Origin of the sequence: Streptomyces sp. CC53 (assembly GCF_001865245.1) — a bacterium.
In the GTDB taxonomy this organism is placed as follows: Bacteria; Actinomycetota; Actinomycetes; order Streptomycetales; family Streptomycetaceae; genus Streptomyces.
Genome location: NZ_MKXB01000155.1, coordinates 33,091 through 47,044, shown reverse-complemented (window position 1 = coordinate 47,044; position 13,954 = coordinate 33,091). Strand labels below are relative to the sequence as shown.

Below are 13,954 nucleotides of genomic sequence, written 5' to 3'. Positions count from 1 at the left end.
CGGCGGCTCGGCCGCGGCCCCGGGGCCGGGCGGGCGCGGCGGGCTCGCCCTCGGCGGGTTCCTGCGCGGCTCCCTCGCCCGCCGGTTCGGGCAGTGCGGGCGCCGAGGCGGGCAGCGGCTCCGCCTCGGGGGACAGGGCGGCGGCGCCCGGGGCCAGGCCCAGGAGTACGGCGAGGGCCAGGAGCGCCACCAGCATGCCCAGCCGCCGGGCGCGGTGCCCGATGCGGGTGACGGCGCGGGTACTGGGGTTCATGGCGCGGACCTCCTGGACACCAGGTCCTGTGCCCCGCCGGGCCGCGCGGTCGGCGGCCGGGGGACGAGATCCGCCCGCTCGGCGTAGCGCGTTACGCCGGGCGCGGGCGTGCCTCCGCCGCCACCTCCGCCTCTCGTTCCGTGCTGACGGCCGCCGCCTCCGCCCCTGGTTCCGTGCCCGCAGCGGTCGCCGCCCCGGCCCCTCCGTCCGCCTGCACCGCTGTCCCGGCTTCGGGCGCTGCTGCTTGCGCGTCCGTTCCCGCCTGCTGCTCCTCCCCCGCCTCCTCCTGTCCCTGCCGCGGCCGGTGCCTCTACGTGCCGTCGGCCAGCAGGAACGGCACGTCCCCGCCGCGCGGCACGCCGTTCACCTGGAGCCGTACGAGGTGGACGCCCCGGTGGTAGCGGCGGGTGGTGATCGCCCGGAAGGAGTGGCGGCGGGTGGCCTTCCAGCGCTCGCCGGGTGCGAGGGTCCTGGTGGTCAGTTTGAAGACCTTGGGTGTGCGGGAGCCGTTGGCCTTGACGTGGTGGATGACGTAGTCGACGACGACGGAGGCGGGCCGGTCTCCGGTGTTGGCGACCGCGTAGTCGAAGACGAGGTGGTCGCCGATCCGGATCTCTGTCGTGTGCACGAGCGGCCCGGTGACCTCGACGGGGGCGTCCGGGGCGTGGCCCAGCAGGGTGAGCGCGGCCGGGTCACCGGCTTTGACGAGGGTGCGCAGTCCGTGCCGGACCAGGCGCTCGGTGTCGCTGCCCGCGTCGGCGGCCAGCCAGCGGTCCGCGGTGGCCACGGCCACGGCGGGGTGGTCGCGGCTGATGTCGTTGAGGTGGTTGGCGACGGAGCGGCGCACGTAGGCGGACGGGTCGCCGCGCAGCGCGTGGAGGAGGGGCAGTGCGGGTGCCGGGTCGGCGACGAGGTCGGGGAGGCGCGGCGCCCAGGGGAGCCGGGGGCGGGTGCCTTCGCTGACGAGCCGTCTCACGTGGGGGTCGTCGTGCTCGGTCCAGGGCGCCATGACGCGCAGCGCCCGGTGGAGGTCGGCGCGGAGGAAGGGGCGCACGGCGATCTCGGCGGTGAGCCGCGGGGTGAGCGCGCCCAGCAGGCGCAGTGCCGGTTCGAACGCGTCGGGGGCGGCGAGGCCGTGGACGGCGACGGCCTCGTTCACCGGGTACGTCATCCAGCCGGTGAACTCCGGGTCCTCCAGGGCGGTGCGCAGGACCCGTTCGACGTCCGGCCAGCGGTCCGGGAGGTCGCTGAGGACGGCGTCGCGGACGGCGGCGGTGCGGGCGCTGAAGCTCAGGCCGCCGAGGGAGGCGCCGCACCGGCTGACGGTCTGCGCGGGCCGGCCGCCGAGCGCGCGGCCGAGGCGGTCGGCGAGGGCGTCGACGGTGTCGGCGCCGAGAAGGTCTTCGGCCAGGGGCACGGCGGCTCCTCGTGGTGGCGAGCGGGGTCAGCCGCGGTCGGCGGAGTGCAGGACCTGGGCGTGGCGCATCTCGTGGACGGTGCCGATGCGGCTGAAGAAGCCCGCGGCGGCCGGGTCGCCGGGCATCTCCTCGGCCGCCCTCGCGGCGGTGTCAGGCGAGGCCCACAGGAGCAGGTCGGCCAGGCTGCCGTCGTCGAAGCGGACCAGGTGCGCGCCGAGGAAGTCGGCGCCGTACCGCTCCCGGAGGCGGTCGATCAGCGCGTCCCGCTGGGCGGTCAGGTCCGCGACGTCGTCGGTGTCGAAGCGTACGTACTCGATGGTGGCGCCCATGACGGCATCCCTTCGGAGGAGCAACATACTCACGGATTTCACATACCGAAACCGTGATCGATTCGGTGATCGCAATCTATCACGGGTTTACGCGCGGCAAGCCGTGAGTGGGCTAGATTGGGCCCATGACGCTCAAGAGCCTGCGCGCGATGCCGTGGATCGGCGAGGACCCCGTGCTCGACCTGGCCAACACGGTCGTCCGGGAGGCCGGCCCCGGGCGCGAGGACGTCGACTTCTTCGCCGAACCGGAGCTCACCGAGCAGTGGCGGGCCCGCGCCGCCGACCGGCGGATGGCGGCCCTGCCCCTGGACGTGCTGGCACGGCTGCGCGCCCCCGTGCGCGCGGCCCTGGAAGCGGTGGCCGAGCAGCGCGTGCCGCCCGCCGACGTACGGGCGGAGTTGAACCGGCTGGCCGCGGCGGCGCCCGTGCGGCTGCGCATCACCGAGCAGGGCGGGCTGGCGGAGGAGGAGACGGGCGGTCCGGCCGAGGCCGTGGCCGCCCGCGAGGCCCTGGTCATGGTCGCCGGGGAGCAGCGGCAACGGGTGCGCCGCTGCTCCGCCCCGAGCTGCGGCATGTTCTTCCAGGCCCGGCGCCGCGACCAGGCGTGGTGCTCCCTGGGCTGCGGCAACCGGGCCAGGTCGACCCGGCGTCAGCCGAAGCCCGCACGGGACTGAGCCACGGGGCCGCTGCCGCTGCGCGGCCCCGCCGCCGTGCGTTCCGCTGCGGGCCGCGCCCCGGGCCCTCAGCCCTCCTGCGGGGCCTCCGGCGCGCCCCGCCTGCGGGCGGACCGCCAGGCGTGGACGAGCACACCGGCGAACAGGAAGAGCACGCCCTGGTAGACCGCCGCGTAGCCGGACCCGGCGACGAGCCACAGGGAGAAGCCGAAGGCGGTCAGGGCGAGCAGCAGGTCCCGCACCAGGCGCGGGCAGTGCACCCGCTCGCCGCGGCCGGACAGCAGGAAGTACACCTGTGCGGCGGCGGACAGCAGGTAGGGGACGGTCGCCGTGAACGTGGTGACGAGGACCAGCACCTCGAAGACGCCGCCCGACCCGAAGGTGTAGTTGTAGACCGTCAGCAGCGACGCGAGGACCACGGTCACGAGGACGCCCGCGGTCGGCACACCCCTCCGGCGCCGCGCGAAGACGCGCGGGAACAGCCCGTCCCGCGCCGCCGCGTACGGCGTCTGGGCACTGAGCAGGGTCCAGCCGTTGAGGGCGCCGACCATCGACACGACCGCCATGCAGGCGATGGCCGCACCGCCCCAGGAGCCGCCGAACATGGCGTCGACGGCGTCGGAGAAGGGCGCCGAGGAGTCCACCAGCCGGTCGTGGGCCACGGTGCCGAAGACCGCGACGGTGCCCAGGAGGTAGAGCGCGGCGGCACCGAGGGTGCCGAGGACGGTGGCCCGCCCGACGGTGCGGCGCGGGTCGCGCACCTCCCCCGCGCTGACGGCGGCCGACTCCACGCCCAGGTAGCTGAAGAGGAGGATCGCGGCGGACGCCGACACCGCGCCGAGCGCCCCGTCGCCGCCGGCCTGGAACGGTCCCAGGTTCTCCGGGTCGAAGAAGAACAGCCCGCCCAGGGCGACCAGCAGGAGCGGCACGAACTTCAGGACCGTGGAGACCAGCTGCACCGCGCCGACGTACCGGGTCCCCGCGAGGTTGGCGACCGCCGGGAGCCATTGCAGGCACAGGGCCGCCGCGAGGGTCGCCGCCGTCGAGCCGTGCAGCGGCAGCAGCACGTCGAGGTAGCCGACGGCGGCCACCGCGAGGGCCGCGTTCGACACCCAGGCGGTGATCCAGTACGACCAGGCGGCGAGGAAGCCGGCGAAGTCGCCGAACGCCTCGCGGGCGTAGACGTACGGCCCGCCGGTACGCGGGTGGCGCTCCGCCAGCCGCCCGAAGACCAGGGCGAGGGCGATCGCTCCGGCGGTGAGGATGCCGAACGCGACCAGGCTGATGGTGCCGTACGGGGCGACCGAGGCCGGCAGCAGGAAGATGCCGCCGCCGATGATGTTGCCCATGACCAGGGCGGTCGCGACCGGCAGCCCGAAGCGCCGGCCGTGCTGCCCGTCACGGCCCGGTCCGTCGCCGCCGCCCGGCACCCCCTCCTCGCCTGACGGGGTCGCCGCGGGGGCTTCGTGGGGGGTGGTGACCGTGGACATGAGGGGTGGTGCGCCTTTCTCCGTACAAACGCAACCAGGGTGGGCTACGGAGAACACGCCACCAAATCAGCCGATTTTGTCCGGCGAAGGACCGTCCCCCACCGCAAGACCTCCAGCGTCTCGCCCTTCGAGACGGGAATCCTTCACACGTTCGGTCACGGGTGGCTGCTCGGCGCTGAGCCCGGTCGTGTGCGGCCCCTCGGCACGGAGCTCCGCCGCGGGAGGCCCCTCCGGACGGCGCCCGGGCGGCTCCTGCGCCCCGGCCCCCGCCGTGGACGGCTCGTGCGGGCCGCGCCCCGGCGCGGGCGGCTCCTCGGCCCCGGGCGCCACCGGGGACGGCGGCTGCTCCCGGGACTCCTCCAGCCAGCGGCGCAGGACCGCGTGCACCACCTCCGCCCCGGCCAAGGGCTCCCCGTCGGCGGTCGGGGGGCTGAGGTCGGCCGGCCACAGCAGGAAGGGACGCGACTGCTCGCCGCCGAGTCCGCCGTGGGAGCCGATCTGCGCCTCGAACGCGTGCACCCTCCCGGACTCCGGGTCGTACATCGAGTTGACCATGATGTCCGCGGCGTGCGGGAAGGAGTCGGTGCGCCGGACGGCGTCGGCGGTGCCCGGCCCGAAGGCGGCGAGCGGCCCGGAGGTGTCGGTGACGCGGTCGACGGCCTCGGCGAAGCCGCCGGGTCCCAGCACCACGGACCCGTGCTCCTCGCTGCGCACCAGCAGGAAACCGATGCCGGGGTGCTCGGCCAGCGTGGGCAGCAGCGCCGGGTAGCGGCGGTCGATCTCCTCCCGGGACATCCGGTGCGGCACGTCGGGGAAGGACACCAGCCCGAGGTTGCCCGAGGCCAGCACGATCGGCCCCGCCCCGCGCGCCGGGCGCTCGCCGGGCGGGGGCTCGAAACCCTCCTCCGGCCGGTGCAGGGCGGTGCGCAGGGCGCCGCGGGCCTCGGCGCCGCTCGGGCTGTGCCGGACGCGGCGCGGGACGGGCAGACCGCAACAGACCCGGACGAGATCGCGCAGCGTGAGCCCGTACGCGGACTCGAAGGTCTCCCCGAAGCTCTGCCCGTGGTCGGAGAGGAGCACGATCCGGTACGGGCGCGGCGCGTGCCCGGCCGCCTTCGCGACGAGCGCGACGCAGCGGTCGATCCGCTCCAGCACCTTGAACGCGTCGCGGCTGTGCGGGCCGGAGTGGTGGGCCACCTCGTCGTACGCCACGAAGTCGGCGTAGACGGCCGGGCGCCCGGCCAGCACGTCGCCCATGACGGCGGCGAGCACGACGTCCCGCTCGACGACCGTCGCGAAGGCCCGCACGAAGGGGTAGAGCCCGCCGCGCGGGACCCGGGGCCGGTCGCCGCGCAGCCGGGCGCCGAGGGACTGCGCGACCTCGCGGCCGAGCTCCGCGAGGTAGGAGACGGCGGTGCGGGTGGCGTTGGCGGGGTCCCGGAAGTACGCGAAGTAGCCGGCGCGGGAGCGGCTGCCGAGACCGCGCCGGGCCGTGACCGACAGGACCAGGGCCAGCTGGTCGGCCCCGCCGGTGAAGAGGTTGCCGCGGCTGGCCCCGCCGTCGGCGAGGAGGCCCGGGTAGCCGGTGCGGGCGGCGGCGCGGCGCTGCAACTCGCCGGCGCTGGCGGGCCGGTTGCTCACCATGAGCCGCCCGGTGTCCTTCTCGTACCAGCGGAAGGCGGGCACGTCGTGGTTGCTGCCGTGCAGCAGGGCGAGCTGGCTGGCCCCGGTCTGGCTCGACCAGTCGGTGCGCCACGGGGTGAGCCGGTGGGTGGCGCCGGCCCAGGCGGCGACGGTGGGCATGGCCCCGGCCGCCAGCGCCGAGCGCAGCGTGTCGTGGCCGACGCCGTCGATCTGCAGGAACACCGTGCCCGGTGGCCGGGCCGCGGCGTCGCCGGCCCGGGTGTGGCTGCGCCCGGCGAGCCGGTAGAGCCGCCGCCGGTAGGCGGTGTCGTCCCGGACGGCGAGGGCGGTGGACGTGGCGGACGCGACGGCGGACATGACGGCGGCCACCACCACGGCGTTGTCCGGGTCGGCTTCGCCGCGCCCGTCGGGGATCAGCCACAGGGCGACCAGCAGCAGGGAGCCGTTGAGGAAGAACACCAGCAGGCCGAGCACCAGGGCGGGGACGAGCAGGAAGGCCCGCACGACGAGGGGCCACACGAGCGCGCTCAGCAGGCCGAAGGCGCCCGCGCCCCAGGCGGCGGTCAGGGCCGTGCGGGTGATGCTGTCACCGTCGTCGGACTGGAGCTGCACGTCGGGCAGGATGCCCGCGAGGACGAGCAGCGTCAGCGTGGACACCACCCACACGACGACGACGCGCAGCACGGCGCCGCCGACCGTCCGCCAGCGCGCTGCGCGCCCGTGTCCTGCGTCCACGCGGTTCGCCCTCCGCCCGCCGCCCGCCGCCCGCACCGACCCTCCGGGTCGACTGGTTCGCCCCGCTTTCCGCCGGGAGGTCCAGCGTGGCACAGGGCGGGGCCCGGAGGGCCCGGTCGCGCGCCGGGAGACCCGCGCCGGGCCCGCGGGCCGGGGCCCGGCGGGTTCAGCAGCCGTCGTAGCCGGCGGTGGGCATCGACAGCCGCCGGTGCACCCGCGCCTTCGTCACCGCGTCGTACGCGGGCTCGTCCAGGCCGGCCGTCTCCAGGCGCACCCCGCGCCGCTCGCACTCCTCGAAGAACGCCCGCGCGCAGGTCACGGCCCGTTCCAGCACCCGTTCGTTGGGGGCGACGAAGACGTCGACGTCGCCGGCTTCGACATCGGCCCAGAGCATCCGGTGGTCCGGCGGCAGCCCGTAGAACAGCAGCTCCCGGATGACCACGTAGCCCTTGTCGGCCGCCCAGCGCGCGCACATGGCGTGCTGGCTGCGGGTGTCCACCAGGAAGGGGTCGGAGTCGAGCTCCTCCAGCGGCGTCAGGCTGGCGATCGCCGCCACGCGTACGTCCTCCATGTCCCGACCCTACTCCGACGGCCGCCCTCCGAGGAGACGTGGCTCTACGCTCGTAGGCAGCAGCCGCGGACGGAAGGGCGCCTGATGGAGGTCACCTGGTGGGGGCACGCCACCTGCACGGTGGAGGACTCCGGCGTGCGGGTGCTCACGGACCCGCTGTTCACGCGCCGGCTGGCCCATCTGCGGCGGCGGCGCGGCGCCCTGCCGCCGCCGGACGCGGCCCGCGCCGACGTGGTGCTGATCTCGCACCTGCACGCCGACCACCTGCACCTGCCGTCGCTGGCGCGGCTGGCTCCGGACACGCTCGTCGTCGTGCCGCGGGGCGCGCCGCGCGCGGTGCCGGCACTGCGCCGGCTGGCCGAGCGCCCGGGCGGGGTGCGGCTGGCCGAGCTGGGGTGGGGCGACGAGGTGAAGGCGGGCCCGGTGGTGGTGCGGGCGGTTCCCGCGGCGCACGACGGGCGGCGGCTGCCGCTGGGGCCGCACCGGTCCCCCGCGCTGGGGTACGTGGTGGAGGGCGCGGCCCGTACGTACTTCGCCGGGGACACCGGCCTGTTCGACGGCATGGCGGAGGCGGTGGGCGAGATCGACGTGGCGCTGCTGCCGGTCGGGGGCTGGGGGCCGTTCCTGGGCCACGGCCACCTGGACGCGGGGCGGGCGGCGCGGGCACTGGCCGCCCTGGGGCCGCGGGCGGCGGTGCCGGTGCACTACGGGACGTACTGGCCGATCGGCATGGACGCGGTGCGTCCGCACGAGTTCCACGCGCCGGGCAGCGAGTTCGCGCGGCTCGCGGCGCGGGCGGCACCCGAGGTCGCGGTGCACCTGCCGGCGCACGGCGAACGGGTGCGGCCCGGGGCGGTCCGGTGACCGGCGCGGTGGCGGCGGGGCTGTTCGCGGACGTCATGAACCGGCTGCCGCCGGAGGAGACGCAGCGTGCGGTCGGGTACCCGTCGCTGTTCCTGCTGGTCGCGCTGGGCGCGCTGGTACCGGTGGTGCCGACGGGGGCGATCGTGAGTTCGGCCGCGGTGGTGGCCTTCCACCAGACGGCGCCCTCCGCGCTGCTGGCGGTGTTCCTGGTGGCGGCGTGCGCGGCGCTGGTCGGGGACGCGGCGCTGTACGCGCTGGGGCAGCGCGGAGTGCGGTCCCGGGGCGGCTCGGCGTGGCTGGACGCGCTCCGGGCCAGGGCGGCGCCGGAGCGGCTGGCGTGGGCGCAGACGCGGCTGCGGGACCACCGGGTGCCGGTGCTCGTGCTGTCCCGGCTGGTCCCGGCGGGGCGGATCCCGGTGATGCTGGCGTGCCTGCTGGCGCGGATGCCGCTGCGGCGGTTCCTGGTCGGGGACATCCCGGCGTGCCTGGTGTGGGCGGCGACGTACCAGCTGATCGGGGTGGCCGGCGGGTCGCTGTTCCCCCAGCCGTGGCAGGGCGTGGTGGCGGTGGTGGCGCTCACAGTGCTGATCAGCGGGGCCCCGGTGGTGTGGCGGCGGCTGCGGAGGCGGGCCGGAACGCCGGTGGGCTGAGGCTTCCGGTGGAGGCAGCCGGGCGCGGAGGGCACGAGCGGCGGCGCCGCCGTCGCGCGGCGCCCGGGACCCGCCCGGTGCTCGGGACCGGGGCGTGCCTGTCGCGGCCCGGGGCCGTACGGGACCCCGCGCCCCCGGGGCCGTACGGCCGGCGCGCACGGCCCCGGAGGCGTACAGGCAATGCCCACGGCCCGGGGCGTACGGCCGGGTTCGCCGACGGCAGGCGGCACCGTGCCGTCACGGGCGCGGGTCGTCGGGGGGCAGGTCGCGGAGCGTGGCGGTCAGACGGTCGAGGGCCCGGGCGACGTGCGGCACGTCCAGCGGGTCGTCGGCCGCCACGGCCTCCGCGCGCTCCCCCGGGGTCCTTCCGAGCAACGGGAGGGTCGCCAGGCGGACGCGCAGGGCTCCCAGTTCGTCGCCGAACCGGTGACCGCCGGGCACCGGCGTGCCGAGCCGTTCGCTCAGGTACTCCTCCAGCGCGATGGAGTCCGTGACCCCCCGCTCCGTGAGGGGTTCGCGCAGCGGGTCGAGGTCGGCGTACAGGTGCCGGCCGGCCTCCGGTGGCAGTGCCAAGGCTCCGGCGTCCTGCACCGTGCGGTGCACCGCGGCGGCCAGCCGGCCGTGCAGGGCGGCCGCGGCCGCGGCCTGCGCGGTCACCGGCTCCGGTTCGTCGAGGGCGTGGGCGACGGCCGCGGCCAGCGGGCCGGGCACGCGCGCGCCGAGGGCGGTGAGCACGTCGAGGGTGCGGGCCCGGTACGCGGCGGACGCGGCGGCGCCCGCGGGAAAGCGGGCGACTGCCGCCGGCCAGGAGGCGGGCGCGACCGCGCCGGACAGGTCGCAGAGCACGGTCACGTCGTCCGGGCACATCTCCCCGGGGCTGACCATCACGGTGGTGTGGGGCCGGTGCAGGGTGTCGCGCCACGTCTCGTCGCTCACGATGTGCAGGCCCTCCGCGACCGCCGCCTCGCACGCCTCGCGCACCAGCTCGGGCGGGGCGACCGTGCCGGTGGGATCGTCGGCGACGCACAGCAGCAGCACCGCCGGGTGGCCGCCCTCGGCCCGCACCCTCCGCACGGTCTCCAGGAGGGCGTAGGAGTCCGGGACCCCGCCGCACTCGGCGGGCGTGGGCACGTGATAGGCGGTGCGGCCGAGCAGCCTGGCCTGCGGGGTCCAGCCGAGGGGGCAGGGCCGGGGCATCAGGACGTCCCCGCCGTGGGCGGCGAGCACGGCGGCGAGGAGCGGCCCCGCACCCGGGGCCGCCACCAGGTCCTCGGGGTGGCAGCGCAGTCCGCGCCGCCACCAGTAGCCGCAGGCGGCCTCCCGCAGGACGGCACCGCCCCCTGGCGGTTCGGGTTCGGAGCGGTCGGCCGCGGCGGCCAGCACGGCGACGAGTTCGCCGGCCACCGGCATGCCGCTGCCGGGGTCCGCCGGGGCGTACCGCACCTGGCCGTGCCCGAACCGCTCGGGGGGCTCCCGGCGCTCCGACGCGGCGCGGGAGCGGTCTGCGGGGGCCGGCGGCCGTCCTCCCCCGGGGGCGGCCGTCCGGGCACCGGCGGACCCCGCCGACCGGTCGGGCGGTCCGGCGGGGTCAACGGGTCCGGGGGTGGTGTGCTGCATGTGCGCCGCCTCCACGTGGTCCGGCCCGCCGTCCGCGGCCCTCCAAAGGAGGTTACGGACGCTGTGCCGTTTGCGCGGTGTTCTGCATCGTGTGCCGCGTGCCCGGGGGTCAGGCGGCGTCCCGCATGATGTCCTCGCGGAGCCGGGTGCAGCAGCGGCTTATCAGCCGGCTGACGTGCATCTGGGAGATGCCGAGGTCCTCGGCGATGCTGCTCTGCGTCATGTCCCGGAAGAACCGCATGTAGAGGATCCGCTGCTCGCGCTCCGGCAGGCTCTGCAGCCGCGGCTTCACCGACTCGCGGTCCACCACCACGTCCAGGGCCGGGTCGGGTCCGCCGAGCGCGTCCACGAGGGTGTACCCGTCCTCGGTGCCCGGCAGTTCGGCGTCCAGGGAGAGCGCGGTGAAACTGTCGAGGGCTTCGAGACCGGCCACGGCCTCCTCCTCCGTCATCCCCGCCTTCTTGGCTATCTCGGCGACGGTCGGGGTGCGGCCGCCCACCGAGTGGGAGAGCTCCTGGTAGGCGATGCGCACGCGCCCGCGGAGGTCCTGGACCCGGCGGGGCACGTGCAGGGTCCACATGTGGTCGCGGAAGTGGCGCTTTATCTCACCGGTGATCGTGGGCACGGCGAAGCTCTCGAAGGCGGCCCCGCGTTCGGGGTCGTACCGGTCGACCGCCTTGACGAGGCCGAGCGCGGCGACCTGCCTCAGGTCCTCCAGCGCCTCGCCGCGATTGCGGAAGCGGCCCGCGAGCCGGTCCGCCATGGGTAGCCAGGCGCGGACGATGTCCTGGCGCACGGCGTCCCGCTCGGGCCCCGGCGGCAGGGTCGCCAGGCGCAGGAACGCCTCGGTCGTGTCGGGTGCGTCGTCGTGCGGATGCTTCGTGGGGGCGAGGGTTCGCATGGTGTGTCCAGCTCCTCGAACGGCGCTGATGGTTGGCTGTCACCCCGGGGATCGCCACGGGACCGTGTCGGGCACGTACGTCCGGGGCGGCGGGCCGCTCTCCCGGTCGTGCCTCCGGTCCGAAGCACGAGGTTCGCCTGCCCGGGGTCCGCGGTGGCAAACGCCTTGGTTCCACTGTCCGCCCGGATCGCCCCCGCGGCCTGCCGCACGTGCGCGGCGCTCGGCCCCCACCGGCATCGGAGCGGTGAAGCCGCAGGTGGGAGGGGGCGCGGGGCGGAATCGGGCGAGGAGCGGGAGTACCGCTGTCCGGGTGATGCGGAGCGTGTCGCTGCGCTACGCGGCGTCGGCCTGGCCCCGCGGTCCGCGGCGGGGCGTGGCCTCACCCAGCGGCAGCGGCACGGGCGGCGGGGCGTCGTCCGGGGCGGCGGGGTCGATCAGCGGGTCCTCAGGGTCGCGGGGCTGCTCCGGGTACGGCAGGACCAGGTCCTCGTAACGCGCCATCGCCATCACCGCGCCCAGCATCGCGGGCGGCAGGAGAAACGGAAACAGTACGGAGATGAGACCCATCGAGCCGTCCTCCCGTCTGAACCCCTCCGGGTCCGCGCCGAACCGCCGGGAACCGCAGCGGCGAGTCCCCTGCGCCGCCTGACTCAAACCAGGGCCCGCACCGCCCGGGGCAGGCCCGCAGCGCACGTGATTCACGGCGCCGCCGCCGGGTACCCGCCCGGCGACCGACACACGCGGACGCCGTGGAGGGCGCCATGCAGCGAGGCAGCGATCGGCTCAGCCGCCATCACGACGACGAGATGAAGCACCAGCTCCAAGGGCTGCTGCGGTCCGGCCACCCGACCCGCGTGGAGGAGTGGCACGACCCGGAGCCCACGGCCGACGACGACCCGGAGCTGGCGATGGGTGGCCGTGTCCCGTCCGACACGTTCGAGGCGCTGCGTCTGGAACTCGCCAGGCATCTGGCCAGGACACCGTTCCCCGCCCACCGGGGCGACCTGCTGCGCATCCTGCGCGAGCGGCACGCACCGGACCCGCTGCGGGAGCGGGTGGAGAGCCTGCCCGGTGACCACACCTACCGCAGCGTGCAGGAGGTCGCGAAGGCCCTGCACCGCGGGTGACGCCCGAGCAGGCAGCCCAGGGGGAAGGGAGGAGACCGACGGACATGGCCCGGCTCGTCAGAGAGGTCATGACCACCGGCGTGGCGGTCGTGCGCCCCGACGCCTCGCTCGTCGAGGCGGCCCGCCTGATGCGGACCCAGGACGTCGGCGACGTGCTGGTGGCTGACGGGGACCTGCTGGTCGGGGTCCTCACGGACCGCGACATCACCGTGCGGGCCGTGGCCGAGGGCGCCGATCCGCTGACCGTGGACGCCCGCACCGTGTGCACCCCCGACCCGGTGTGCGTGTCCCCCGACGACGCGGTCCCGGCCGCCGCCGCGCTCATGCGGAGGCATGCCGTGCGCCGGCTGCCCGTGGTGGCGGACGGCCGGCCGCTGGGCGTGGTGAGCCTGGGCGACCTGGCGGTCACGGAGGAACCGGGGTCCGTGCTGGCGGACATCAGCCGCGCGGCACCCGACAGCGAGCAGGACTGACGGAGGAGGAACATCGTGCGTATCGCGTTCCTGGTGGCGCCCGAAGGCGTCGAGCAGGTCGAACTCACCGAACCGTGGCAGGCCGTGGCCGACGGCGGTGACACACCCGTCCTGGTCTCGACGGAGTCGGGTCGGATCCAGGCATTCCAGCACCTCGACAAGGGGGACACCTTCCCCGTCGACCGGACCGTCGGCGAGACCTCGGCCGGGGACTACGACGGGCTGGTGCTGCCGGGCGGGGTGGCGAACCCGGACTTCCTGCGGATGGACGAGCAGGCCGTGGCCTTCGTGCGGGCCTTCTTCGACACGGGGAAGCCGGTCGCGGCCATCTGCCACGCGCCGTGGACGCTGGTGGAGGCCGACGTGGTGCGCGGGCGGGAGCTGACGTCCTGGCCGAGCCTGCGGACGGACATCCGCAACGCCGGCGGCACCTGGGTGGACGAACAGGTGCAGGTGTGCCACGCGGGCCCGAACCGGCTGGTGACCAGCCGCAAGCCCGCGGACCTGGACGCCTTCTGCGCCACGTTCCTGTCCGAGTTCCACGCCGAGCGCCCGGCGCGGGCCGCCTGAACGCGCGCTGACGCCCGAGGACCCGCCGCGGCACCCGCGGCGGGTCCTTTCGTCGTGCGGGCGGGCCGCCCGCACGACCCGGCCCTGCCCCCGCGGCACCGGACGGCAGCGGAAGCCTCACGGCGGGTGCCCGGTCTGCCCCGCGCGCCCACGCAACACGGGCACCAGCGGGCGCCGCAGCGGGACGGCGGGGCATGCGCGGCGCAGGGGATCCGGACCCGCGGCGCGGCTTCGAGGGGGCGGAGGAGGCGCGGCGCGGGGCTCCCCACAGGGCGGCGGTCGCCGGACCCGGGCCTCCCCATAGGACGGCGGAGGCGCGGCGCTGCGGGGCCTCGCCCCAGGCCGGGGCGTACTTCGCCGCAGCGGCGCCAGGATCCGTGGGGGCGGGCGGGCACCGCTGCCGCCGGGGGATCGAGGGGCGTGGTGACCAGCCGCGATCCGGCGGACCCGGCCGTCCTCCGCTCGGCGTCCTCCGGCCCACACGCGCCCTCCCCCGCCGCGCCCGTCGGCCGTCCTCCGCCGGGCGCCGTCCGCCGGCCGGTCGGGCGGCCCCGGAGTGCGGCCCCGCGGGCAGGACACCCGCGCTCGGGGCGCCGGCTGCCCCACTGTCAGGTGATGACCCGGCCGCTGCCGGCGGA

The 13,954-nt window shown here is 76.3% G+C and carries 14 protein-coding genes and 1 pseudogene; 6 read left to right on the top strand and 9 right to left on the bottom strand.

The genetic code is table 11. The annotated features are described in order from the left end of the window. From BJP40_RS17755 to BJP40_RS17745, 3 genes and pseudogenes are all read right to left on the bottom strand, one after another. Nucleotides 1-253, bottom strand: a pseudogene (locus tag BJP40_RS17755) (hypothetical protein); the annotation flags it as partial. 310 nt (nucleotides 254-563) lie between these two features. Next, nucleotides 564-1,670 (bottom strand): DNA alkylation repair protein, encoded by a 1,107-nt coding sequence (locus BJP40_RS17750; protein ID WP_071281209.1) that lies wholly within the window; start codon nucleotides 1,668-1,670, stop codon nucleotides 564-566. 27 nt (nucleotides 1,671-1,697) lie between these two features. Further along, nucleotides 1,698-2,000: a hypothetical protein gene (locus BJP40_RS17745; RefSeq protein ID WP_071272901.1), complete on the bottom strand. Its 303-nt coding sequence runs from the start codon at nucleotides 1,998-2,000 to the stop codon at nucleotides 1,698-1,700. Nucleotides 2,001-2,125: 125 nt separating this feature from the next. Between BJP40_RS17745 and BJP40_RS17740 the strand changes: the two genes are divergently transcribed. Next, entirely contained in the window at nucleotides 2,126-2,674 is a 549-nt protein-coding gene (locus tag BJP40_RS17740) for an ABATE domain-containing protein (protein ID WP_071281208.1), read from the top strand. A gap of 68 nt (nucleotides 2,675-2,742) precedes the next feature. Here the strand turns inward: BJP40_RS17740 and BJP40_RS17735 are convergent, their stop codons facing one another. The 3 genes from BJP40_RS17735 to BJP40_RS17725 form a co-directional block, all read right to left on the bottom strand. Beyond that, nucleotides 2,743-4,164 (bottom strand): amino acid permease, encoded by a 1,422-nt coding sequence (locus BJP40_RS17735; RefSeq protein WP_071281207.1) that lies wholly within the window; start codon nucleotides 4,162-4,164, stop codon nucleotides 2,743-2,745. Between the two features lie 66 nt (nucleotides 4,165-4,230). Beyond that, the gene (locus BJP40_RS17730; protein WP_226962361.1) at nucleotides 4,231-6,543 is read right to left on the bottom strand and encodes a phage holin family protein; all 2,313 of its coding nucleotides are present in this window, start codon (nucleotides 6,541-6,543) and stop codon (nucleotides 4,231-4,233) included. Nucleotides 6,544-6,709: 166 nt separating this feature from the next. Further along, nucleotides 6,710-7,114, bottom strand: a complete 405-nt coding sequence (locus BJP40_RS17725) for a hypothetical protein (RefSeq protein ID WP_071272893.1) — start codon at nucleotides 7,112-7,114, stop codon at nucleotides 6,710-6,712. Between the two features lie 84 nt (nucleotides 7,115-7,198). Here BJP40_RS17725 and BJP40_RS17720 point away from each other — a divergent pair, with 84 nt between their 5' ends. Together BJP40_RS17720 and BJP40_RS17715 are read left to right on the top strand one after the other, a co-directional pair. After that, a complete protein-coding gene (locus BJP40_RS17720; protein ID WP_071281206.1) occupies nucleotides 7,199-7,978 on the top strand; it encodes an MBL fold metallo-hydrolase in 780 nt (259 codons plus the stop codon). A 35-nt stretch (nucleotides 7,979-8,013) separates the two neighbouring features. Then, nucleotides 8,014-8,628 (top strand): DedA family protein, encoded by a 615-nt coding sequence (locus tag BJP40_RS17715; protein WP_071281214.1) that lies wholly within the window; start codon nucleotides 8,014-8,016, stop codon nucleotides 8,626-8,628. A gap of 237 nt (nucleotides 8,629-8,865) precedes the next feature. On the opposite strand, the gene BJP40_RS17710 is transcribed toward BJP40_RS17715, so the two are convergent. From BJP40_RS17710 to BJP40_RS17700, 3 genes are all read right to left on the bottom strand, one after another. Beyond that, nucleotides 8,866-10,245 carry an aminotransferase class I/II-fold pyridoxal phosphate-dependent enzyme gene (locus BJP40_RS17710; RefSeq protein ID WP_107416805.1) on the bottom strand — a complete coding sequence of 460 codons (1,380 nt, stop codon included), beginning with the start codon at nucleotides 10,243-10,245 and terminating at the stop codon, nucleotides 8,866-8,868. 109 nt (nucleotides 10,246-10,354) lie between these two features. Then, nucleotides 10,355-11,146 (bottom strand): RNA polymerase sigma factor SigF, encoded by a 792-nt coding sequence (locus tag BJP40_RS17705; protein WP_071272887.1) that lies wholly within the window; start codon nucleotides 11,144-11,146, stop codon nucleotides 10,355-10,357. 333 nt (nucleotides 11,147-11,479) lie between these two features. Further along, a complete protein-coding gene (locus BJP40_RS17700; RefSeq protein WP_071281205.1) occupies nucleotides 11,480-11,713 on the bottom strand; it encodes a hypothetical protein in 234 nt (77 codons plus the stop codon). Between the two features lie 194 nt (nucleotides 11,714-11,907). On the opposite strand from BJP40_RS17700, the gene BJP40_RS17695 reads away from it, so the two are divergent. Genes BJP40_RS17695 through BJP40_RS17685 form a run of 3 tightly spaced genes read left to right on the top strand, consistent with a single transcriptional unit; the run spans nucleotide 11,908 to nucleotide 13,316 of the window. After that, a complete protein-coding gene (locus tag BJP40_RS17695) occupies nucleotides 11,908-12,273 on the top strand; it encodes a DUF2795 domain-containing protein (protein ID WP_071272881.1) in 366 nt (121 codons plus the stop codon). Between the two features lie 44 nt (nucleotides 12,274-12,317). Continuing rightward, nucleotides 12,318-12,746, top strand: coding sequence for a CBS domain-containing protein (locus BJP40_RS17690; RefSeq protein WP_071281204.1), 429 nt, complete (start codon nucleotides 12,318-12,320; stop codon nucleotides 12,744-12,746). A 15-nt stretch (nucleotides 12,747-12,761) separates the two neighbouring features. Then, nucleotides 12,762-13,316 (top strand): type 1 glutamine amidotransferase domain-containing protein, encoded by a 555-nt coding sequence (locus BJP40_RS17685; RefSeq protein WP_071281203.1) that lies wholly within the window; start codon nucleotides 12,762-12,764, stop codon nucleotides 13,314-13,316. The last annotated feature ends 638 nt before the right edge of the window (nucleotides 13,317-13,954 follow it).

What these genes read in the sequence shown, in the direction of transcription:
- BJP40_RS17725 (WP_071272893.1), bottom strand. Translation starts at nt 7,114, where the DNA reads ATGGAGGACGTACGCGTGGCGGCGATCGCCAGCCTGACGCCGCTGGAG.
- BJP40_RS17710 (WP_107416805.1), bottom strand. Translation starts at nt 10,245, where the DNA reads ATGCAGCACACCACCCCCGGACCCGTTGACCCCGCCGGACCGCCCGAC.
- BJP40_RS17745 (WP_071272901.1), bottom strand. Translation starts at nt 2,000, where the DNA reads ATGGGCGCCACCATCGAGTACGTACGCTTCGACACCGACGACGTCGCG.
- BJP40_RS17735 (WP_071281207.1), bottom strand. Translation starts at nt 4,164, where the DNA reads ATGTCCACGGTCACCACCCCCCACGAAGCCCCCGCGGCGACCCCGTCA.
- BJP40_RS17705 (WP_071272887.1), bottom strand. Translation starts at nt 11,146, where the DNA reads ATGCGAACCCTCGCCCCCACGAAGCATCCGCACGACGACGCACCCGAC.
- BJP40_RS17715 (WP_071281214.1), top strand. Translation starts at nt 8,014, where the DNA reads ATGAACCGGCTGCCGCCGGAGGAGACGCAGCGTGCGGTCGGGTACCCG.
- BJP40_RS17740 (WP_071281208.1), top strand. Translation starts at nt 2,126, where the DNA reads ATGACGCTCAAGAGCCTGCGCGCGATGCCGTGGATCGGCGAGGACCCC.
- BJP40_RS17695 (WP_071272881.1), top strand. Translation starts at nt 11,908, where the DNA reads ATGCAGCGAGGCAGCGATCGGCTCAGCCGCCATCACGACGACGAGATG.
- BJP40_RS17690 (WP_071281204.1), top strand. Translation starts at nt 12,318, where the DNA reads ATGGCCCGGCTCGTCAGAGAGGTCATGACCACCGGCGTGGCGGTCGTG.
- BJP40_RS17720 (WP_071281206.1), top strand. Translation starts at nt 7,199, where the DNA reads ATGGAGGTCACCTGGTGGGGGCACGCCACCTGCACGGTGGAGGACTCC.
- BJP40_RS17700 (WP_071281205.1), bottom strand. Translation starts at nt 11,713, where the DNA reads ATGGGTCTCATCTCCGTACTGTTTCCGTTTCTCCTGCCGCCCGCGATG.